The sequence below is a fragment of the Streptomyces corchorusii genome (genome assembly GCF_001514055.1).
GTDB lineage: Bacteria > Actinomycetota > Actinomycetes > Streptomycetales > Streptomycetaceae > Streptomyces > Streptomyces olivaceoviridis.
Genome location: NZ_KQ948362.1, coordinates 197,027 through 217,472 on the forward strand (window position 1 = coordinate 197,027; position 20,446 = coordinate 217,472).

The following is a 20,446-nucleotide window of genomic DNA, read 5'->3' on the forward strand; positions in this document are numbered from 1 at the left end:
GACTCACGGGTTGATGCCGTCGTACTGGAGGACGCGGTAGGGCGACTGGTGGGGCTGGCCGTTCCACTGCGAGACGATCAGGGTCAGAGAGGTGGGGCCGGCGCTGCCCGGGTGGATGTACCCGCCGTAGAGGAAGGGGAGTTGGGGCTTGCCCCAGTGGTTGGGCGGCCAGGTGGCGTTGCCGACGATCTGCGGTTTCGGCGGGCTCCACACAGCGTCGGGCCGGGGGGCGGTGCGGGTGCAGATCGAGTAGTCGGCGACGTCGAAGTAGCTCATGCAGTACGTGCCGCCGATGCGCTTGACGGAGAACTCGCCGATGTTGTTCCCGGAGAGGATCACGGACGGCTGCACCGCACGGGTCCACTGCCACCTGCCGTCCAGGTAGGCCCAGTTCTCCTGCGCTCCGAAGTTGCCGGCGCGGAACTCCTCCGGCCGGATGCGGAAGAGCTGGATCGCGCCGCCGTCACCGGTGTTGAGGTGGCTGCCGTTCCAGCGCTTGGAGAAGACGTACAGCCAGCCGTCGGGGTCGATGCCCGCGAACGACCACATGCCGTACATGGACTGGTTGACGCCCTGTGTGTCCCCCGCCCAGTGGTAGGGGTAGTCGTGCCAGGTGACGCCGTGGTCGTCGGAGTAGGCGACGCCGGACATCCGCGAACCGTCGTAGCCCGTGGGCGGCTGCCACACCTCCACGGAGGTGTACTGGATGTAGGTGCGGCCGCCGAACTCGATGCAGTCGTTCGGGATGCGGCTGACCTCGAAGCCGTGTCCGTTGTCGGCGTTGTGCTGGTAGTCGAAGAGCTGCCGGGCGCCGCCTCCCGTGGGCATGGCCCACGTGAACGAGATCGGCGTGGAGCCTGAGGCGTCGAAGGATGCCTGGTTCAGCATGACCGGGGAGCCGAGATACTCCCCTCCCAGCGCGGGTTCGCTGAAGGAGTCGCCGAAGACGTAACCCCAACTGTTGTCGTGCTCCCGGTAGTAGGGGATGGCGAGGTCGCCCGATCCCAGCCCCTGCGCACGGGCCGAGTCGCCGGGCTGTTCGCACAGCGGCGCACCGTTCTGGGCCGCGGCTGCGGAGGGGGCGGCGGCGAGGGAGCCGCCGAACGCGCCGGCGGTCAGGGCGACGCCCGCGCCGGCCTTGAGCAGGGTTCGGCGGGTGGGCGGACGGCGGTCGGGGTGTGCGGAGTCGGACATGGTCGTCCCTTCGGGGTCGGTCGGCCGCGGTGGACACGGCCGGTCGGTCCGCCGCGGCGGACCGGGTGTCGGTCGGGGATGCGGGCCGCCGGCGCTGTGCGGGCGGCTGTGCGTGTTCGGGCACCGCGGCCGGTGCCGGGGCGGCACGAGGTGGTCGCCGCGCCACGGCTGCGGATAAGGACCGGACGGACCTGAGGGCCCGCGGCGGTCGGCTCATCCTGGCGGGGGGCGTTGAAAAATCGATGAAATCCCCGTTCAGCGAACGGATTCGGCGTCCAGGGAGCCTCGGTGGAGGAGTCGTCGCGCAGCCGTCCCCCGTCGGCCCGGACCGTCGCACACCCACAGCGGTGTCATGGGGATTTCATCGGCCCTCATTAGCGTGACCGTGCCTGGACAAAGCCGCCGGTACGGGAGGGACGTGGACGGCAACCTGGTCAACGTGAGCGAAGCCTGCCTGATCCTGGCCGGCTGGAAGAGTTGCGACCACACGGCGGACAGCCGGGGGTCCTGGTGGTTCGCCGACTGCTGGTCGTATCCGCTCGGCGGTCAGGCCATCGAGAAGCCGCCCTGGCGGGTGACCTTCGCCCCGAAGGACCCGGTGCACACCCCGCACTCGCTGGACCCGGGCAGTTCGGCCGTCCGCGACGCGCTCGCCCGCGCGGTGTTCGCGCAGGGCAAGGCCGGCATTCCGCTGAACGCGCGGTTCTCCGACGTCCGGAAGGCCGTCCGCAACGGTGAGCGGATCCGGGACCACGGCTCGACCGGCGAGTCGGGTGTGCTGGACGTGATCACTCCGGGCCGGGTCGACGGCAAGACGGATGTCGTCTTCGGGTCCAGTTGCATCCAGGAGGTGCGCTTCACCCAGGAACAGGTCGCGAGCTTGCGCGAGTTGGAGGTCGAGGCGCTGAACTGAGATCGACGTGTGAGCACGCCGGAACGCCGATGACAGTCTTCGGCGTGCTCCTCCCCTCCCGGGGCGTCACCGCTTCCCGGCGCATCTCGCCCCGCATCACACGAAGGCTCACAAGGAGGAACGCTGTGGCAAGGACATCGAACCGCTGGCGGCTGACGGCGACCGGGATGGTCACCGCCGTCGCCCTGGCCTTGGCCCTGGCCCTGCCGGCCGGTCCGGCCCAGGCTGCCGACGGCACCGCACCGCCGCCGTTGACGAACGGATTCGGACTGACGCAGGTCGACACGGCCGTGGGTGGTCCCACGAACTTCACCATCACGGTGACCACGCCGGAGGTCGCCGGCAAGCACCACATCAAGATCATCCTGCCTAGCGGCTACTACGGCGACCCGAACAGGCGCTACCCCGTGCTGTACTTCCTGCACGGCTCGCCCGACGACCCGATCCAGCAGAACTATCCGGCGCTGACCACGTCCGACTCGATGATCACCGTCATTCCGGACGGCGGCGCTCGGGGCTGGTACGCCAACTGGCTGAACCAGAAGACGCAGCTCGGCGCCCAGAACTGGGAGAACTTCCACCTCAAGCAGGTGATCCCGTTCATCGACGCGAACCTGCGGACCATCCCCACCAAGAAGGCCAGGGCCGTCGCCGGTGTCTCCATGGGCGGGTTCGGCGCCCTGCACTACGCGCAGGTCCGGCCCGACCTGTTCAGTCAGACGGCGTCCCTGTCGGGGGACATCGACCTGTCGGTCCGGTCCATGGACCTGCGGCTGGCCGTCGTCGCCTCCGTCACCGACGCGCTCGGCGCGATCTGCGGCTCGTCGTCCGGAGCCTGCGACCCCGACAACTCCCCCTACAAGCCCGGCGTGGACAGTGACGCCCTGTTCGGCTCGCCCTACCCGGTGTTCAACGCCGACTGGCGGTGGAACGAGGTCGACCCGGCCGCGCACATGGACAAGCTCGCCGGGATCGGCATCTCCATCTACGTGGGCAACGGCGGCGGAGTCCCCACCGAACCGGAGTTCTGGCTCGAAGGCGCGGCCCAGCACGTCAAGGACAGCATGGACGCGCTCGGCATGCCGTACCACTACGTCGACTACGGCGACGGTTCCACCTGGGGTACCCAGTGCAACGGCGGCCACAACGGCGGCTGCTGGGAACAGGATCTGCGGGACCTGATCCCCAGGCTGGAGCGGGCGTTCGCCTCCTGACAGTACGCACGCGCGCGCGACGAAGGACCGGGCCGGCTGCCGCCTCCCACGCGACGGCCGTCCCGTCCGGCGTCCGCGCGCCACGCCCGCCTCACCGCACCGCACCGCACCGCACCGGCACGAGTACTTGTAGGCGGCCTATTGCGTCCTGGGACGTGGTGGGGTGCGTGACACCCCGACTGTGACGCTTGGTGAGCGTGACAACCTGTTCTCAATCGTCCCGGCCGTCGGATCGGCCGTCGGGGAGCGGCGCCAGTCCGGGCGCGGGGTCGGCGACCGCCGGGTGCGGGGCAGCGGCCGTCGGGGGCCGACCGGGCTGGGCTGCCGGCCGGGGAGGAGAGCGGCGCTCCAGCAGGGGCAAGGGACCGACGCGGGTTCACGGCCCCGGTGGGGGGCGAACGCACTTGCATTGTCACGTCCGTTGCCCCCGCCCCCTGGTGTCGGCGGCACTCTCCCGGGCGGTACGGGTTCGTCAGTCTGCTTTCGGCTGGGTGCGTCGGGCGTAGGCTCGGGCGGCGCGGGCGCGGTCGCCGCAGCGGGTGGAGCACCAGTGGCGGCGCCCGTGGCGCAGCAGGTAGCGGTTGCAGGGGGTGGAATCGCAGCTGGTAAGGCGGTCGGCGTCGGGGCCGGTGAGGAGGTCGGCCGTGTTGGCCGCCAGGGTCGCGAGAGCGCGGTCGAGGATCTCGTCGGTGGGGCACGGCGCCGTGCGGTAGGGGCCGTTCTTCTCATCCCAGTACAGCAGGGCGGCCGTGGGAGCTCTGCCCAGGGCGTCGTTGACGGCGGACAGTGCCGCGGGAAGCGGGGGCAGTCCGGTGACGCGGGCGGCGAACAATGCCCTGATGTGTTCGCGCAGGGAGCGCAACTGCGTCGCGCACATCTCCTGCACCCCGGCGTCGGCCGGCGCGAGGCCGTGTTCGGTGAGCCAGCGGTTCGTGGCCTCGGGGGTGCCGAGGAAATCGATGAAGTGCCCTCCAGGGAGTGCGACGGCGCTGTTGACGAAGTCGAGGGCGAGGTACTCCTCCCCGCCCGGCGCGGGCGGTGGCGCGGATGCGGCGGTCAGGGGCTCACTCATGCTTCTCATGGTACGGCTTGCGTTCATCCGTGACACACCTCTACCGTTCTTCACGGATGAACTGCCTTCTGTCCGTGAGGTTTTGATGCCTGGTACCAGCACGACCACTGAGCAGATCCCCATACGCGTCTTCGGCGGCCCGACCGCCCTCTTCGAATACGGCGGCCTGCGATTCCTGACCGACCCGACGTTCGACGCACCCCGCGACTACCACGTGCCGGGCGGCCGGCTGACCAAGACGGCGCCCGCCTCCGCCGCGCCGTCCGGCCTCGGCCGTATCGACGTGGTCCTGCTCTCCCACGACGAGCACCCCGACCATCTCGACGACTCCGGCCGGGCGCTGCTCGCCGACGTCCCGCTGACCCTGACCACGCCCGGGGGCGGGCAGCGGCTGGGCGGGGGCGCCAGGGGGCTGGCCGACTGGGAGCCGATCGAGTTGGACCGCCCCGGCGGTGGAACGATCACGGTCACGGGTGTGCCGGCCGTCCACGGGCCCGGTCCGCGGGAGGAAGTCGAACCGGTCACCGGCCAGGTCGTCGGATTCGTCCTGACCGGGGACGGTCTGCCCACGGTCTACGTCAGCGGCGACAACGCCTCGCTCGACCTGGTCAAGGAGATCGCCGAACGGTTCGGCGGGGTGGACACCGCCATCCTGTTCGCCGGAGCTCCCCGCTTCCCCGTGCTCTTCGACGGCGCATTGATCGTCCTCGACAGTGCGCAGGCCGCCGAGGCCGCCCGGATCCTTGGCGCCCGACGGGTGGTTCCCGTCCACTACCACAGCTGGGCGCACTTCACCGAGGGCCGTGACGAACTGATCGCCGCCTTCACCGACGCCGGGCTGCTCGACCGCCTGGACCTCTGCGACCGGGCCTGATCACGCAGCCGGTCGAACCGGGACACCGACCGATGCCCCGGCAGGGCCGGTAGGGGGCTGCCTCCCCTGGCTCGGCTTGCCACGGCGCTGTACCCGCGTCCTCTTCAGACCTCCCGAACCGCCACAGGCGCCGTCCGGCAGGGCCATGCGCAGCGAAGGAACTCTGTGACGACCACCCCGCACGCTCGCACCGAGGCTCTCCCGCGGTCCCAGGCGCAGCGCCGCGTCCTGATTGTCTTGATCGTCGCTCAGGTCCTCAGCGGCGCCGGACTGGCGGCAGGGGTGACCGTCGGTGCCCTGCTCGCGCAGGACATGCTCGGCTCCACCGGCCTTGCCGGCCTGCTCAGCGCCCTGTCCATCACCGGCTCCGCGCTGACGGCCGTCGTAGTCGGGCGTATCTCCCAAGCCCGTGGCCGTCGCTCCGGTCTTGCCGCCGGGTATCTGGCCGGCGCCATCGGCAGCGCGGGCGTCATCGCCGCCGCCGTCGCCGGCAGCTCCGTGCTGCTGTTCGTCGCGATGTTCGTCTACGGCGCCGGTACGGCCACGAACCTGCTGGCCCGCTACGCCGGTGCCGACTTGGCGGCTCCCGAGCATCGCGCCCGTGCCTTGTCCACCGTGCTGACCGCCACCACCGTGGGCGGCGTGGTCGGCCCCATTCTCGTCGCACCCGCCGGCAACCTCGCTCATACCCTCGGCGTCCCCCGCCTGGCCGGGCTGTTCCTTCTCTCAAGTGCCGCCTACACGACAGCCGCGCTGGTTCTGGCCATCTGGTTGCGCCCTGACCCACTGCTGCTGGCCCGCACGCTGGAGGCTGAGCGCACCGCCGAAACGTTCGCGCGTTCAGACGATCCCGGCAGTCGGGCGCGGCCGGCAGCCGGACGGCGCCGCGCCGGCGTACTGCTGGGTGCGCTGGTCATGGCCCTCACGCAGCTGGTCATGGTCGCGATCATGACGATGACACCGGTCCACATGCACCACCACGGCCACAGCGCCGCCGCCTCCGGCCTCGTCATCGCGATCCACATCGGGGCGATGTATCTGCCCGCGCCCCTGTCCGGCTGGCTCGTCGACCGGTACGGCCCACTGCCGGTCGCCGCCGGCGCCGCGCTGGTTCTGCTGACTGCGGGGATCGTTGCTGCCAACGCACCTGACAGTTCCGCCGCCGTGTTCGCGATGGCTCTCGCGTTGCTGGGTGTGGGCTGGAGTCTCGGTCTCGTCAGCGGCACCGCGATCATCACCGATGCCGTCCCGTTGGCCACCCGTGCCCGGACCCAGGGCTTGGTCGATGTCTCCGTCTCCGCCGCGGGCGCCATGGGCGGCATGGCTTCGGGCTTGGTCGTCACAGCCGTCGGCTACCCTCTCCTGGCAGTCGGCGGCGGCACCCTGGCGCTGGCCATCGTGCCGGCGGTCGTCGTCACAGCGCGCAGTCGGTGAGTGTTGCAGTCAACGTTTTCCGCTTGTACGCCTACAAGGGCGGCCAGACCGAGGCAGGTTGGCTTGCGAGGAGCCTGCGGACGGTAAGGGTGTCAGTCATGGTTTCGGCTAGCCACTGGGCCAAGTTGATCCCCTGCGGCCAGCAGTCGCCCTCGTGGGTGCACCACATTGGTCCGGTGGGATCTCGGAAGTCGACCAAGGACCAGATGGTGCAACCCCAGTCGTACACCGGCACCAGACCGGCCGGGATCTGGCCCGAAGGATCCGGTCCCTCTTGATAGATCTCTGCCAGATCGTTCCAGTCGCCCTGGCAAGCACCGCCACGCACACCCAGGATGCCGTCGTCCGGGCCGAAGCCTCCGTTCGCCACCTCCAGGTAGAGGCGCCGTAGCAGCGGCGGGAGCGGAAAGCCGATGGTCTGCTCCGCCTCCGTAACCGCCGCTGGAGGTGCTGGTGCCGGCAGAGAGCCTGCCCGGGCACGATCACGAACTGCCTCAACAACCTCATCGTCAGTCACGAAAGCACCCTCGCAGACTTGGACACGAGGCACGAGGCACGAGGTTGAATGTCAAACTGCGGAGCTGTTCCTGATGCCTGAAAGACTCGGTGGCCATCGCATGGGCCGGCGGCGAGCGTTGACGGAATACGGCAGGAGAAGATCTGGGACGCCGATACCGTCCAGCGCTATGACACGCCCGGCTCCGGAATGTTCGCGCCCGAGCGGCGGGTGACGGGGTAGCCGGTGTCGTTGACCGCCCGGGTCCACCCCTCGCGGGCGACCCACTTGGCGATGTCCGGCTGCATCTCGGTGATGGTGTGCAGTCGGGCTTCCCAGTCGACGCCGGCCGGACCGCGGTTGCCGTCGCATCCGGGGCAGCCGTCCTCGCCGTGGATGTACTCCCGGCCGGTCCCTCCACAGGGGGTGGGCCGGGAGTAGTCGTTGGCTCGGGGCTACTTCTGGCCGGCGCAGGGGTCGCAGCAGGAGGGGGCCGGTTCGACGCAGACGCTGACCGTGTCGGTGTTGTTGGCGGTGTCGGGGTCCTTCTCGTTGGCGGTGGCGGTGGCCGTGTTGTCGATCAGGCCGGCCTTGGTGGCTTTGGCCCGCAGCACGAGGGTGGCGTTGGCGCCGTTGGTCAGGTCGCCCACGGTCCACTGCCCGGTGGCCGGGTCGTGGCTTCCGGGGCCTTCGGCGGACAGGAAGGTGAGGCCCTCGGGGAGCCGGTCGGTGACGGTGACGCCGGTGGCGTCGTTCGGGCCGGCGTTGTGGACGGTGATGCGGTAGGTCACGGTCTGGCCGACGGTGACGGTGGTGGCGTCGGCTGCCTTCGCCACGGTCAGGTCGGCAGCCGGTTTGACCTCCGTGACCTGCTCGTTGGAGGTGGAGGTCAGGGGCTCCGGTGTGTCGCCCAGCCGGTTCTCGTAGGAGGCGGTTGCGGTGTTGGTGATCTGCTTGCCGCCGCTGGCCCGGTCGATGGTGACCCGGTACTCCACCGTGGTTCCCGCCGGCAGGGTCTCGGTGTTGGGCAGGCCGCCCCCGTCCGCGGAGGTGGCGCCGTTGCCGAGGTGGAAGACGACCTTGTTCGCCTGGGCGTCGTAGTACGCCTGGTCGTCGCCTTGCGCGTCGGTCTTCGCTCCGGTGTTGGGGCCGTCGACGATGCGCAGCGAGCCCGGCAGGTACGTTGTGCCCTGGGGGATGACGTCGGTGAGGGTGAGGTTCTCGGCCGCGCCGCCGCCTTCGTTCTTGGCGGTGATGCGGTAGGTGACGACGTCGCCCACGTCCAGCGGTCCGGCCGGGACGGCGGTCTTGTCGAGTACCACGTAGGGGGCGGTGCCGAAGAAGATGCCGTCCAGGAAGTTGCCGATGCCGCGGTTGCCGCCGGCGGCGGAGATGGAACGGAAGGCGAAGCGGGTCGTTGTCTGGCCTGCCGGGACGGTGTAGGTGCCGGTGTAGTAGCCCCAGGCGGTGTTGCCGTCGGTGAAGCGCCTCTGCTCCACCATGGAGCCCGGTGCGCCGATGTCCAGGGCCATGGTGTCCTGCCCCTGGCGACCGCGGTGATACAGCCGCCAGTAGAGCTTCGTACCGGGTGTGGTCGGCAGGTCCTGGTAGAGCGTGGAGACTTCATTGGCGTTGAGCTCGGCGAACTGGGCGCCGTCGGCCGCCGGCACCCCCTGGAAGCCCGAATGCCACAGTTCGATCCTGTGGTCGGAGGCGGTGGTGAGCCAGCCCGGGACCCGCTTGGCCGCCTGTGTCTGCGAGGCGTCCGGCAGGATCTCTACGCCGGTCACGGAGGGCTGTTCGAAGCTGCCGTTGACCAGGGCAACGCGGAGCGGGGCAGCGGGAGGTGTGGCCATGGGTCTTCCCCTTGGGTCGGCACTGCTGGTATGCGCCGCCGACAGGCCGCACCTCTGCGCGCCGTGGCGGAGCCGAAACGCTCCGTAGCGCACCGCATGGATGTGATTACGTACAGTCGTGAAGGGGGAGGTCCAGCCAACACCCGGGAGGTACGTTTGCGGGAGCCGCGCCTGTGCTTCCCGCGTCCCGACGTCCTCGCTGACGCGTCGGTACGCCACTTCCGTCACAGGGGCTCCTCAGCCCTCCCTCGCTCATCGCCGACATGGCTCAAAGCCCATGTGGCACGCGCTGCCGTCACTCTCGCTCAAGGTGAATCGGTCAGCAGCGGGTTGACGGTTCTCGCGCAGCGGCACACGTATATGGGTCCCTGTCTCCCATCTCTGACCCACGGTGCAAGGGAGAGCCACGTCCGCTATCGGTTCCGGGGATGCGCGGCGGGGCCGCGCTCCGTGACGTGTCGGGCAATCGCGTCGACGCCGGGGCGGGCGTACCGCTCCAGGGAGCGGACGGTGGCATGGCGGGAGCGGGGTGGCCAGGAGGCGGGTGTTCTCCTCGAAGATTGCCTCGGCCCGGCGGTAGGAGAGCCGGGCCCAACCGGTCGCGTCCCGTTGCCCCAGCGGGTTTCCCGGTGTTCCGTCGGTGGCTGTGCCAGGTCTTTGCCGCTGCCGGGGAGGAGACGGCCCGCCAGTGGAACGAGACTGAAGCAGGCCCGTCAGCCCGACCAGAATCATCGCCCCGACGCCGCCGACGCCGCCGACTCGGCTTCCACCAAGTCCACTTCACGCACCGGCCACCCCGGGCCGGGGCCGGGTACGGTGCTCCCCGGGTACCGCTCCCCTACCGCTTCGCAGTGGCTTGGTGGGCGAGGAGTCTCCATCTGCCGTCGACACGGGCCCACACTCCGAGCGCGCGGTTGGCCAATTTCCTTCGCACTCCCCCCGCAGTGATGTCGATGTGCATTTCGCCGACTATCACGGCGGTGTCGCCGATCACTTTGACGCTCTCCACAAGGTGATCGATTCGGTGGTACACGTAATGGGAGTTCTCGCACTTTTCGGTGAACGAATCGAGCGTGTCCAGGGTTCCGCTCGAATGGACGTAGGCGAGGTCGGGATGACAGAGATCAGCGAAGCCGCCGAGGTCGCGCGCCACAAGGGTGTCGAAACGGCGCTTCTCCAGTGCGCGAATGACGTCCGTGTCAGTTGCCGTCACGTGTTCCTCCGCCTCGGGCCCGGCTTCGTGTCAAAGCGTGGCTGGTGCGACTCGCAGCGACTTCGAGCAGCCAGTTTGCATCCGGACAGGGTGCGGAGTCGTGCGCATTTGGGACTAGTCAGATCTGTGGAGTGCTCATCCCCGCGAGCAAGCAGAAAGGGCGAAGCCTTCCTGCTATTCCCTTCCTAAGATTCCGCAACAGGAATGTCCTGGCGTTCGAAGGGAATCACCGGTGTTGAAGCGAGTCCTGCTTTCCGAGAACGACCTGCCCGACCGTTGGTACAACATCCTTCCCGATCTTCCCTCGCCTCTCCCCGGCCCCCTCAACCCCGTGACGATGGCTCCCCTACAGCCCGGGGATCTGGTCGACCTGCTTCCGCAGAAGGTCATCGAGCACGAGTTCACGCAGGACCGCTGGGTGGAGATCCCGGAGCGGGTGCGGGACGTCTACAAGATCTGGCGACCCTCCCCGCTGGTCAGGGCGGAGCGACTGGAGCGCGCGCTCGACACCCCGGCACACATCTACTTCAAGTTCGAGGGTGTGTCCCCCTCGGGCTCCCACAAGCCGAACACGGCGGTCGTCCAGGCGTACTACGCCGCCGAGGAGGGCGTCCGCCGGCTGACGACGGAGACCGGGGCCGGCCAGTGGGGTTCCGCGCTGTCGTTCGCCGGTGCGCTGTTCGGGCTGGAAGTGAACGTCTACATGGTCCGGGCGTCCTTCGAGCAGAAGCCGTACCGCAAGTCGCTGATGCAGAGTTGGGGCGCCCAGGTCTACGCCTCGCCCACCCGGCGGACCGAGGCCGGCCGTCAGGTCCTGGCCCAGGACCCGGACTCGCCCGGCAGCATCGGCATCGCCATCAGCGAGGCCGTGGCGGACGCGCTGAGCCGCGACGACACCAAGTTCGCACTGGGCTCCATCATGAACAACGTGCTGCTGCACCAGAGCGTGATCGGTCTGGAGGCCAGGAAGCAGATGGAGATCATGGGCGAGTACCCCGATGTGGTGATCGGCTGCGTCGGCGGCGGCTCCAACTACGCGGGCCTCGCCTACCCGTTCCTGCGGGACCGGCTGAGCGGCGAACGCCCGCGGACCCGGTTCGTCGCCGCCGAGCCCGAGGCATGCCCCACGCTCACCCGCGGCAAGCTGGCCTATGACTTCCCGGACACCACCGGTCTGACCCCGCCCCTGTACATGCACACCCTGGGACACGGCTTCATCCCCGGCTCCATCCACGCCGGCGGCCTGCGCTACCACGGCGACGCGCCCAGCCTGTGCCTGCTGAAGGAGCACGGTCTGGTGGAGGCCCGGGCGTTCCCCCAGACAGAGATCTTCGATGCGGCGGTGCGCTTCGCGCGGAGCGAGGGCTTCGTCATCGCCCCCGAGTCGTCGCACGGGCTGAAGGCAGCGCTCGTCGAGGCGCTGGCCGCCCGCGAGGCGGGGGAGGAACGGGTCATCCTGTTCAACATCTCCGGGCACGGCAACTTCGACCTGGCCGCCTTCGACTCCTTCCTGGCCGGGACGATGGAGAATCCGACGGTCACGGACGAGCAGATCGCGGCAAGCCTGAGCGATCTGCCGTCGCCCTCCGCCTCGGTCTGAGGGGCGGTCATGGCGACGCGTCCCGAACTGCGGGGTACGTTCGGCGCGGTGTCCTCGACACACTGGCTGGCCTCTGCGGCGGGCATGGCGACCCTGGAGGCCGGCGGCAACGCCTTCGACGCCGCCGCCGCGACAGGCTTCGTGCTCCAGGTGGTGGAACCCCATCTGAACGGACCTGGCGGCGATGTGCCGATCCTCTTCTTCGACGCCGCGTCGGGTCGCGTCCAGGTGATCTGCGGGCAGGGGCCGATGCCGCAGGCGGCGACACCGGAGGCGTTCCAGGCGCTGGGCCTGCCCCGGATCCCCGGCTCCGGTCTGCTCCCGGCCACCGTCCCCGGCGCGTTCGGGGCCTGGCTGCGGCTGCTGGAGGAACATGGCACGATGCGGCTCGCGCAGGTCCTCCGGTACGCCGTCGGTTACGCGGCGGACGGCTACCCGGTCCTGCCGAAGGCGGCCGAGGCCATCGCCGTTCTCGCGGAGCTGTTCCGCGATGAGTGGACGCAGTCCGGCCGCACGTATCTGGTGGACGGCGCGCCGCCCCGGCCCCGTTCCCGGCTGCGCAACCCGGCGCTGGCGGAGACCTACCGGCGGATCATCAAGGAAGCCGAGGCCGCCGGACCCGGCCGTGAGCAGCAGATACGCGCCGCCCACCAAGCGTTCTACGGCGGTTTCGTCGCCGAGGCCATCGACGCGCATCTGCGCACCGCCGCCCTGGACGCCACGGGCAGGCGGCACCGGGGACTGCTCACCGGCGACGACATGGCTCGCTGGGAACCGCGTACGGAGGCCACGGTCCACCGCGCCTACCGTGGTCTGGAGGTGCACAAGCCGGGTCCCTGGTCGCAGGGCCCGGTGTTCCTCCAGCAACTCGCCCTGCTGGAGGGGTTCGACCTCGCGGCGATGGGCCTGGACAGCGCCGACTATCTGCACACCGTGATCGAGTGCGCCAAGCTGGCCTATGCGGACAGGGAGGCCTGGTACGGCGACCCGGACTTCACCGACGTACCGTTGTCCGCGCTGCTGTCCGGTGACTACGCCGACGAACGCCGCCGACTGGTCGGCGACCGTGCCTCGGACACGCTGCGTCCCGGTGCGCCGGCGGGACGGCCGCCACGGATCCCGCCGCTGGACCGTGCGGAACCGCCCGGTGGACCCTACTGGCAGGGCCAGTTGTACGACGGACTGCCCACGGTGGTTCCCCCGGTCGTGGCGGCGACCGAGGCCCGCGGTGACACGTGCTGTCTGACGGTCACCGACCGGCACGGCAACATGGTGGCCGCGACGCCGAGCGGCGGCTGGCTGAAGAGTTCCCCCGCGGTCCCGGGGCTCGGCTTCCCGCTGGGCACTCGGGGCCAGATGGCCTGGTTGGAGGAGGGGCACCCCAACTCCCTGGCGCCGGGCAAGCGGCCCCGTACGACCCTGAGCCCGACCCTCGTCGTCCAGGACGGCCAGGCCCGGCTGGCGTTCGGCACGCCGGGCGGGGACCAGCAGGACCAGTGGACGCTGGGGTTCTTCCTGGCGCACGCGGAGTTCGGACTGGATCTGCAACACGCCGCCGAGACCCTCGCCTTCCACTCCGAGCACGTCCCCTCCTCGTTCGCTCCCCGCACCCACCGGCCGCTCGCAGTACGCATCGAAAGCCGTCGCGGCGACGAGGCCGCAGCCGGCCTCACCCGCCGCGGGCACGCCCTGGTCTCCGTACCGGACTGGTCGCTGGGCAAGGTGTGCGCCGTGGGTGTCGAACCGGGTGACGGCCTGCTGCGCGCCGCAGCGTCACCGCGCGGCGAGCAGGCGTACGCCGTCGCCCGATGAACCATCGGAAAGGATTCCCGAACCGTGCCCCTCCCTGTGGACGAACCCCCAGCGGCCGGTCGCGCCCTGCGGGCCGGACTGCACCACCTGGCGGTCGAAACGGCCGACCTCGACAACTGTGTCGCGTGGTACACCGACTTCTTCCGTGGCACCGCCACCTGGACCCTCGACACCTTCTCCGACCTGACCCGCGACCGGCTGCCCGGCATCACCCGGCTCACCGAGGTGGCCGCCGTCGGCATGCGGTTCCATCTGTTCACCCGCTCGGCCGCCTACTGTCTCCCGCATCCGGACATGTTCCAGTTCCAGCATGTGTGCCTGGCCGCCGCGACGGCCGAGGAGTTACGGGCGTGGCGGGACCGCTGGCAGCGGTTGTTCGCCTCCGGACGCTACGTGTTCGCCCGTCCCGAGCCGTCGACGGAGATCGTCGTGGACTCGGACGGGGTGAGCAGCTTCTACGCCTACGACGTCAACGGGCTGGAGTACGAGTTCACCCACATACCGGCGGAGGCAGAGGGACGGTGAGCGCGCTCGACGGCAACTCGACCACCGGTCTGCTGGAAGCCGGCGTCGCCGAGTACGGCGGCCGCGCCTACGGGCTCGAACCTCTGGTGCTGCCGCCCGCCCCAGTGCCGAGCAGCGGCGACGCTCACCTGACCGGACGGTACGCGGAACTCCTCGGCACCACCCGCACCCGCACGGACCCGGATGCGGTAGACCCCGGTGCCCTGGTGCCGCTGGGTGCCGCGGGCTCCGAGGAGCAGCTGTTCTGGTTCCGGTGGATCACCGGTCACCAACTCACCTTCATGCTCTGGCAGGAGCTGGGACGGCGGGCCGCCGAGGCCGCCGTCCCGGCGCCACCGGAGGAGGTGGCCGCCGCGGCCCGGCTGGTGCGCGGCTATTCGGCCATGCTGCTGTACACGGCGTCGTGCACCCGGGACGTCTACCACCGGATCATCCGGCCGAGCATGGCGCTGCACCATCCCGCGTTCAGCGGTGCCTGGGCCCGTGACTACGGCCCCGTGCGGGCCTTGTTGCGGGGGCGGCTACCGGAAGCCTGGGCCGGCTGGGAAGACGTCATGCTCGACGAGTGCGCGCTCAACGACGCCGTGCACGAGGGCATCGCCGCGAAGCTGGTGCCCGACGCCCCCTCGTTGCTCCAGTCGGCGGCGGGCGACGGCCGGGCCCTGCCACGCGACGTCCGGGCGGTTCTGTTCGACACGTACTTCCTCACCCTCCGCGCGCCCTGTTCGCCCGCGGAGGTCGCCGCGCAGCTCCTGCGCCGGATACGGGTGGTGCGGGACGACCTGGCGGCCAACGGCCTGTACCCGGCCGCCGCCTCCAGCCGAGCGGAGAAGCCGGACGCACTGCGGACGGCACGGGTCGAGGAGATCGAACACACCGTTCCCCGGCTCCTCGGCGAGATCGCCCGCGACTGCGTGCGGCTCTCCGCTCCCGAGGCGCGCGCTCCCTCCCCCACCCGCGTATACGAGCACCCGTTGGAAGGAAGCGGATCCCATGGCACATGACGTGATCGTGGTCGGCGGCGGTATAGCGGGCTGTACGGTCGCCGAGCGGCTGGCCGGGCAGGGGCTGAGTGTGCTTCTGCTGGAGCGCGGCGCCCTGGCCGGCGGGGCGACCGGCCGCAACCAGGGCGGTCTGCTCCCCAGTCCGCTGCCCGCGTGCGCCGGGCTGTTCGCCGAGGCGATCGCCTACTACGAACGGGCCGAGCTGGAGAGCGAGGTGCCGTTCAGGTTCCGTCCGCACGGCTATCTGCTGGTTGCCGCGGACACGGAGGACTTGGACCGGGCCCGCGCCCACGGCCAGGCGCTGTCCGCGGCCGGGTTCCCGGCCCGCGTGGTCGGCACCGACGAACTGCGGGATCTGGAGCCCGGCCTCGCGCCTGACCTGGCGGGCGCGGTGATCGTCGAGGGGGCGTACGCCCTCCACCCGGTCCTGGCCGCCGCGGCCCTGGCCGGGCGGGCGGCCCGTGCGGGCGCCGAGATCCGGACGCACGCACCGGTCCGGGGTCTGACCACGGCCGGCGACCGGGTCACCGGTGTGGTCACGGACGACGGGCCGCTGGCGGCGGGAAACGTGGTGCTCGCGGCGGGGCCGTGGTCACGGAGCCTGGCCCAGCAGGCCGGCAGCGATGTGCCGGTGTTCGGGGCACGTGGCTGGCTGCTGCGCACCGCGCCGGTCACGGGCGCGGTGTTCCGTCACACTCTGATGCAGTCCACGTGGCACGGCCCGGTCGGCTTGAGGCGCAACGGCCCCCCGTTGTTGGCCGACATCGCCGCTCCCGCGGCCACGGCCACTCAGGTGGTCTTCTCGTTGCAGCCGTTGCCCGGTGGAGAGGTGGTGCTCGGTTCCAGCAGTGGTCCGGCGCTCCAGCTCGATGACGTACGGGACGGCGACGTGGCGGTCCCGCTGATCGCGGCGGCGGCTGCCCGGCACGCCCCGGTGCTGGCCAAGACACCGGTGCGCGCGGCGTGGTCGGGTGTGCGCCCGATGTCCCCCGACGGTCTGCCCATGGTCGGCCCGGCGTCCGGGGCCGCGGGGCTGTGGCTGCTGACCGGGTTCGGCATCGACGGCATGCCGTTGGCCCCGGGCACGGCCCGGCTCCTGACGGAGCACCTCGTGTCCGGCCGGCGACCGGCGGGTGCCGAGCCGTTCGCCCCGGAACGGTTCGACGACCGGGAGTAGGACGGGTGTCCCCCTCATGAGGGAGGCGGTGCGGTCCGGGCATCCGGCGCGCACCGCCTTTCCGGTTCACCCCGGCGGGTGTCCGGCCGGGGCCGGGCCACCGGGTGACAGGGCCCGCCTCGTCACTGGGACAGTTCCTCGATCTTCGGCCCGACCAGCTCGATGAGGTGCGCGGCCTCGATCCGTACGGTCCGGTCGGCGCGACCGCTGCCGCAGTACACGGTGCCCATCCGGGTCACCGCTGTGTCGAAGACGGTCACGACGTCCGGCAGATCGCAGACCGGACTCGCGCCGCCCGGTTCCATGCCCAGCAGGCTCAGCTCCCCCGGTTCGGCCTGCCGGAGCTTGGCGCGGGAGACGCCCGCCGCCCGGGCCAGCCGGCCGTAGTTGACGCGTCCGGTGACGGGCAGGGCGGCGAGCACGAAGCCGCCGTCGGCCGTCCGGAACACCATGGTCTTCAGTAACTGCTCGGTGGTGAGGCCGAGTTTGGTCTCGGCATCCTCCTGGCCGACGATCGGGACGTGGTCGAGGACCGTGAACGGCACCCCGGCCTTGCGGAGCACCTCCTCGGGCGACAGGACACTGGTGGGCTCCGCTGGCTGCGACATCTCACTCCTCGTCGGCTGGGTCCGGCCGGGACCGGCCGGGCTCCGCCACGCTACCGCTCGCCGGCCAGGCGGCGTACCGGCGCAGCCCGTACAGCAGCGGGGGCTGTGCGTGTCCGGTGCGGACACTGACGCGGAACACCCGGCCGAAGACGATGGTGTGGTCCCCTGCCTGCCGCACCCCGTCGACCCGGCAGTCGCCCACGGCGTGCGCGGCGTCCAGCAGGTGCGGGCCGGCCGCCGCGTCGGGCAGGTGCCAGGCCGTCCGCCGGAACCGGTCCGGGTCGCCCGAGGCGAACAGTTCCGCCACGTCCCGGGCAGAGTCGTGCAGCAGGTTGACGCTGAACGCCCCGGTGCGCTCCAGCGCGGCCAGCGTGGGACTGCCGGTTCGCACGCAGACCAGGAGCATGGGCGGGTTCAGGGACACGCTGCACAGGGACGAGCACGTCATGCCCCAGGGCCGGCGAGCGCCGTCCAGGGTGGCGATGACCGCGACACCGGTGGGGAACAAGGACATCAGGGTCCTGAAGTCGCCTTCCCTCACCGTCGTTTCCCGGGGGGCCGTGGCAGACATGTCAGGCCTTGTCATGGGACAGCTCCTCGGACGCGGAACGTGGCAGGGCCCCGGTGGCGGGGAAACGGTGGTCCGCGAACGACAGCAGCGGGCCGGTGGCGGCCGTGGTCACGAGCGCCATCAGCAGCATGGCGAGGAAGAGCCCGGACGAGAGGATCCCGGCCGACAGTCCGGCCTGGAGCACGGCGATCTCCGTCAGGCCCCGGGTGTTCATCAGCACCCCGAAGCGCAGTGCCGTCCCGGTGGGCAACCGCGCGGCCCGCGCGCCGGCGTAGCCGCCGCCCAGCTTGGCCACCGTGGCGAGAAGCAGCACCAGCGCGAGGGTCGCCCAGGAGAAGCCGTCCGGCCCGTCGGTGGCCGTCCGGAAGCCCACCGTCACGAAGAACGCCGGGACCAGCAGCAGGCCGCATCGCTCCACGCTCCGTACGGCTTCGGTCCGCGGTCCCTGTTCGCCGTCCCGGGGAACGGCGAGACCGACCAGCACCGCGCCGAAGATCGCGGTGAGTCCCGCCCGCTCGGTGGCCAGGGCCGCCGCGATCGCGACCGCGCCCAGGGTGGCCGCGGCGGCGGCCGGCCACCGGGCGCACAGCCTGCCGGCGGCCTTCCGGCCCAGCAGCCGCCGGAGCGCCACGGCCACCGCCGCGCCGACGGCGATCACCGCCACGGAGCGGACGACCTGCCTGCCGCTGCCCGCGGCGGCGGCCAGCGCGCAGGTCAGGATCAGCCAGGTCAGGGCGTCGATGGAGACGGCGACGAGGAGGGACAGCCGGCCCTCGGTGGTGTCGGCGATGCCCCGGTCGGTGAGGATCCGCGCCAGCACCGGAACAGCCGTGACGGCGAAGGCGGCGGCCAGCAGCAGCACCAGCGCGGCGGTGGGTGCCGTGCCCCGCTCCCCCGCCGCGTCCCGCCACACCACCCACACGGACACCAACGCCCCGGCGATCAGCCCGGGCAGCAGGGAGCCCGCCAGCAGTCGGCCGTAAGAGCGCGGTGACAGCTCGCCGCGCCGCGGGCGGGCGCTGTGTCCGACGCCCGTCAGGTACAACGCGAGCCCGGCCAGGCCGATGGTGTGCAGGTGGCCGGTGACCCCGGACGGCAGCGCCGTCTCGACGAGGCCGGGTCCGGCGGCCGTCGTCAGGACGGGGACGACGACGAGGCCGAGGGCGATTTCCCCGATGACGGGTGGCTGGCGTACCAGCGTCGCCGCTCGGCGGGCCGGCCGGGCCGCCAACAGCACCACGGCCAGCACCACCATGGCGTGGAGGGCTACGACCATCAGCGCAGCCCCGAGAGGTACTCCACTTGGCTGGGCAGCGTGTCGACGAGCTTCCGCGCCTGTTCCCGGACCCGGGTCAGCTCGGCCCGTGCCGCACGGGTGTCGAGCAGGTCCAGCGCGGGCGGGTGGCGCAGCGGGATGCCTCCGAGGCCGAGGGCCATGCAGACGTAGCTGTAGGGCTCGAAGGCGTGGTAGTAGGGGTAGGTGGTGTCGTTGTCGGGCAGTTTGCTCTGCCATTGCTCCATGCGCACTGCCATGTCCTCGGGCACCGGGCGCTTCTTCGCGTCGCGCCAGTAGTCGTTGTCCGCGCGCGCGGCGCCCCGGTAGTGCAGGATCAGGAACTCCCGGACGCCTTCGATGGCCCGGGCCGTGCTGAGGTTGTAGGTGTCGCGCAGCACCGGGTCCCTGTCCGTGCCGGGGAAGTACCTGACGAGTTGTTCGATCGCGTGCTGGATGAGGAAGATGCCGGTCGACTGCAACGGTTCGACGAAGCCGGCGGAGAGTCCGATGCCCACGCAGTTGTTGACCCAGGCCCGGTGGGAACGGCCGATCCGCATCCGGATGTGGTTGGCCTCCAGGTCCGCGGCGGCGGGCCCGACGAAGTCGCGCAGGACGCGTTCGGCCTCCTCGGGCTCGCAGTAGTCGGCGGCGTAGACGTATCCGGTGCCGATCCTGTCGTAGAGCGGGATCGTCCAGATCCATCCGGCGTCCTGGGCCGTGGCCGTGGTGCACGGCCGGATGCCCCGCACCGCGGTGTCGACGGGGACCCGCAGGGCCACCGCGCGGTCATTGGGGAGGGAGTCCTGGAAGGAGACGAAGGGCTCGCCGAGTGCGTCGCCGAGCAGCCGGCTGCGGAAGCCGGAGCAGTCGACGTAGAGGTCCGCGGTCAGGTCTCCATGCTCGCGGGTGACGAGACGGTCGATCCAGCCCCGCTCGTCGAGGCGCACGTCCACGACGTCGTCGATGATCCGGTGGACGCCGCGTCCGACGGCGTAGCGGCACAGGAAGTCGGCGAGGAGCGAGGCGTCGAAGTGGTAGGCGTAGGGGAACTGGGTGTTCTGTTCGGCGAGCGTGGTCCGGTAGAGCGGACGGTCGGGGTCCTCGTCGAAGTCCTGCTCGAAGAGCCGGTGGTCCAGATACCTGGGGGACGCCTTCGCGTCGCAGAGCCAGGGTATGAGGAAGCAGTCCCGGTCGAAGCTGCCCGTCCCGCCGACCTTCTGCCACCAGTCGGTCAGTGGCACCCCGTCGACGACCCGCATCCGTTCGAACGGGTGGTAGAAGTACGTGCCGGGCGCCCGCCAGTTCTCCAGGCGCACCGCCAGCTTGTACGTGCCGTTGCACTCCGGCATCCAGTCGGCCTCGCTGAGACCGAGATAGTCGAAGAAGTGGCGGACCGTGCTGAAGGTGGCCTCGCCCACCCCGATGGTGCCGATCCGCCGGGACTCCACCACAGTGATGTCGACTCTGTCCGCGAAGGCCGCCCGCAGGTAGGAAGCGGTCATCCATCCAGCCGTTCCGCCACCCAGGATCACCACGCTCTGTGTCATGGCTCGGGACTCTAGGCGTGCTCTCCGGGTGGTGTCTTCGGTAGATCGGACGGATCACGG

Annotated in this window: 18 protein-coding genes; 9 read left to right on the plus strand and 9 right to left on the minus strand. The window is 70.7% G+C overall.

The genetic code is table 11. From position 1 onward, the window contains the following. Positions 1–3: 3 nt before the first annotated feature. Positions 4–1,194, minus strand: coding sequence for a DUF4185 domain-containing protein (locus AQJ11_RS29555; RefSeq protein ID WP_059265186.1), 1,191 nt, complete (start codon positions 1,192–1,194; stop codon positions 4–6). 418 nt (positions 1,195–1,612) lie between these two features. Here AQJ11_RS29555 and AQJ11_RS51360 point away from each other — a divergent pair, with 418 nt between their 5' ends. Together AQJ11_RS51360 and AQJ11_RS29565 are read left to right on the plus strand one after the other, a co-directional pair. Then, positions 1,613–2,107 (plus strand): hypothetical protein, encoded by a 495-nt coding sequence (locus tag AQJ11_RS51360; RefSeq protein WP_244218404.1) that lies wholly within the window; start codon positions 1,613–1,615, stop codon positions 2,105–2,107. Between the two features lie 167 nt (positions 2,108–2,274). Beyond that, entirely contained in the window at positions 2,275–3,321 is a 1,047-nt protein-coding gene (locus AQJ11_RS29565) for an alpha/beta hydrolase (RefSeq protein WP_208616646.1), read from the plus strand. Between the two features lie 472 nt (positions 3,322–3,793). On the opposite strand, the gene AQJ11_RS29570 is transcribed toward AQJ11_RS29565, so the two are convergent. Further along, positions 3,794–4,393, minus strand: a complete 600-nt coding sequence (locus AQJ11_RS29570) for a CGNR zinc finger domain-containing protein (RefSeq protein WP_014677186.1) — start codon at positions 4,391–4,393, stop codon at positions 3,794–3,796. 85 nt (positions 4,394–4,478) lie between these two features. Between AQJ11_RS29570 and AQJ11_RS29575 the strand changes: the two genes are divergently transcribed. Together AQJ11_RS29575 and AQJ11_RS29580 are read left to right on the plus strand one after the other, a co-directional pair. Beyond that, positions 4,479–5,267 (plus strand): MBL fold metallo-hydrolase, encoded by a 789-nt coding sequence (locus AQJ11_RS29575; protein ID WP_059265188.1) that lies wholly within the window; start codon positions 4,479–4,481, stop codon positions 5,265–5,267. A gap of 165 nt (positions 5,268–5,432) precedes the next feature. Then, positions 5,433–6,701 (plus strand): MFS transporter, encoded by a 1,269-nt coding sequence (locus tag AQJ11_RS29580; protein ID WP_107120894.1) that lies wholly within the window; start codon positions 5,433–5,435, stop codon positions 6,699–6,701. Between the two features lie 31 nt (positions 6,702–6,732). On the opposite strand, the gene AQJ11_RS29585 is transcribed toward AQJ11_RS29580, so the two are convergent. The 3 genes from AQJ11_RS29585 to AQJ11_RS29595 form a co-directional block, all read right to left on the minus strand. Beyond that, positions 6,733–7,218, minus strand: a complete 486-nt coding sequence (locus AQJ11_RS29585; RefSeq protein ID WP_159061704.1) for an SMI1/KNR4 family protein — start codon at positions 7,216–7,218, stop codon at positions 6,733–6,735. 434 nt (positions 7,219–7,652) lie between these two features. Next, the gene (locus AQJ11_RS29590) at positions 7,653–9,053 is read right to left on the minus strand and encodes an isopeptide-forming domain-containing fimbrial protein (RefSeq protein ID WP_208616641.1); all 1,401 of its coding nucleotides are present in this window, start codon (positions 9,051–9,053) and stop codon (positions 7,653–7,655) included. Positions 9,054–9,891: 838 nt separating this feature from the next. Next, positions 9,892–10,266, minus strand: a complete 375-nt coding sequence (locus AQJ11_RS29595) for a nuclear transport factor 2 family protein (RefSeq protein ID WP_041665653.1) — start codon at positions 10,264–10,266, stop codon at positions 9,892–9,894. A gap of 232 nt (positions 10,267–10,498) precedes the next feature. Here AQJ11_RS29595 and AQJ11_RS29600 point away from each other — a divergent pair, with 232 nt between their 5' ends. Genes AQJ11_RS29600 through AQJ11_RS29620 form a run of 5 tightly spaced genes read left to right on the plus strand, consistent with a single transcriptional unit; the run spans position 10,499 to position 16,384 of the window. Further along, entirely contained in the window at positions 10,499–11,866 is a 1,368-nt protein-coding gene (locus AQJ11_RS29600; protein WP_014677181.1) for a TrpB-like pyridoxal phosphate-dependent enzyme, read from the plus strand. A 9-nt stretch (positions 11,867–11,875) separates the two neighbouring features. Next, entirely contained in the window at positions 11,876–13,678 is a 1,803-nt protein-coding gene (locus AQJ11_RS29605; RefSeq protein WP_059265190.1) for a gamma-glutamyltransferase family protein, read from the plus strand. Between the two features lie 24 nt (positions 13,679–13,702). Further along, positions 13,703–14,203 (plus strand): VOC family protein, encoded by a 501-nt coding sequence (locus tag AQJ11_RS29610; RefSeq protein ID WP_244218405.1) that lies wholly within the window; start codon positions 13,703–13,705, stop codon positions 14,201–14,203. Continuing rightward, complete coding sequence (locus tag AQJ11_RS29615; RefSeq protein ID WP_059265191.1) at positions 14,200–15,207, plus strand: hypothetical protein; 1,008 nt, start codon at positions 14,200–14,202, stop codon at positions 15,205–15,207. The genes AQJ11_RS29610 and AQJ11_RS29615 overlap by 4 nt, the downstream gene beginning before the upstream one ends. Continuing rightward, on the plus strand, positions 15,197–16,384 hold the full coding sequence (locus tag AQJ11_RS29620; protein ID WP_059265192.1) for an NAD(P)/FAD-dependent oxidoreductase: 1,188 nt from the start codon (positions 15,197–15,199) through the stop codon (positions 16,382–16,384). The genes AQJ11_RS29615 and AQJ11_RS29620 overlap by 11 nt, the downstream gene beginning before the upstream one ends. A 122-nt stretch (positions 16,385–16,506) precedes the next feature. Here AQJ11_RS29620 and AQJ11_RS29625 read toward each other — a convergent pair whose 3' ends face one another. From AQJ11_RS29625 to AQJ11_RS29640, 4 genes are read right to left on the minus strand one after another with little or no spacing between them, the layout of a single operon-like run. Next, positions 16,507–16,992, minus strand: coding sequence for an aminoacyl-tRNA deacylase (locus AQJ11_RS29625; protein ID WP_014677176.1), 486 nt, complete (start codon positions 16,990–16,992; stop codon positions 16,507–16,509). Position 16,993: 1 nt separating this feature from the next. After that, the gene (locus AQJ11_RS29630) at positions 16,994–17,506 is read right to left on the minus strand and encodes a flavin reductase family protein (protein WP_244218406.1); all 513 of its coding nucleotides are present in this window, start codon (positions 17,504–17,506) and stop codon (positions 16,994–16,996) included. Positions 17,507–17,564: 58 nt separating this feature from the next. Beyond that, positions 17,565–18,839: a cation:proton antiporter gene (locus AQJ11_RS29635; protein ID WP_244218407.1), complete on the minus strand. Its 1,275-nt coding sequence runs from the start codon at positions 18,837–18,839 to the stop codon at positions 17,565–17,567. Then, positions 18,839–20,386: a tryptophan halogenase family protein gene (locus AQJ11_RS29640; RefSeq protein WP_079082458.1), complete on the minus strand. Its 1,548-nt coding sequence runs from the start codon at positions 20,384–20,386 to the stop codon at positions 18,839–18,841. The genes AQJ11_RS29635 and AQJ11_RS29640 overlap by 1 nt, the downstream gene beginning before the upstream one ends. Positions 20,387–20,446 lie beyond the last annotated feature (60 nt).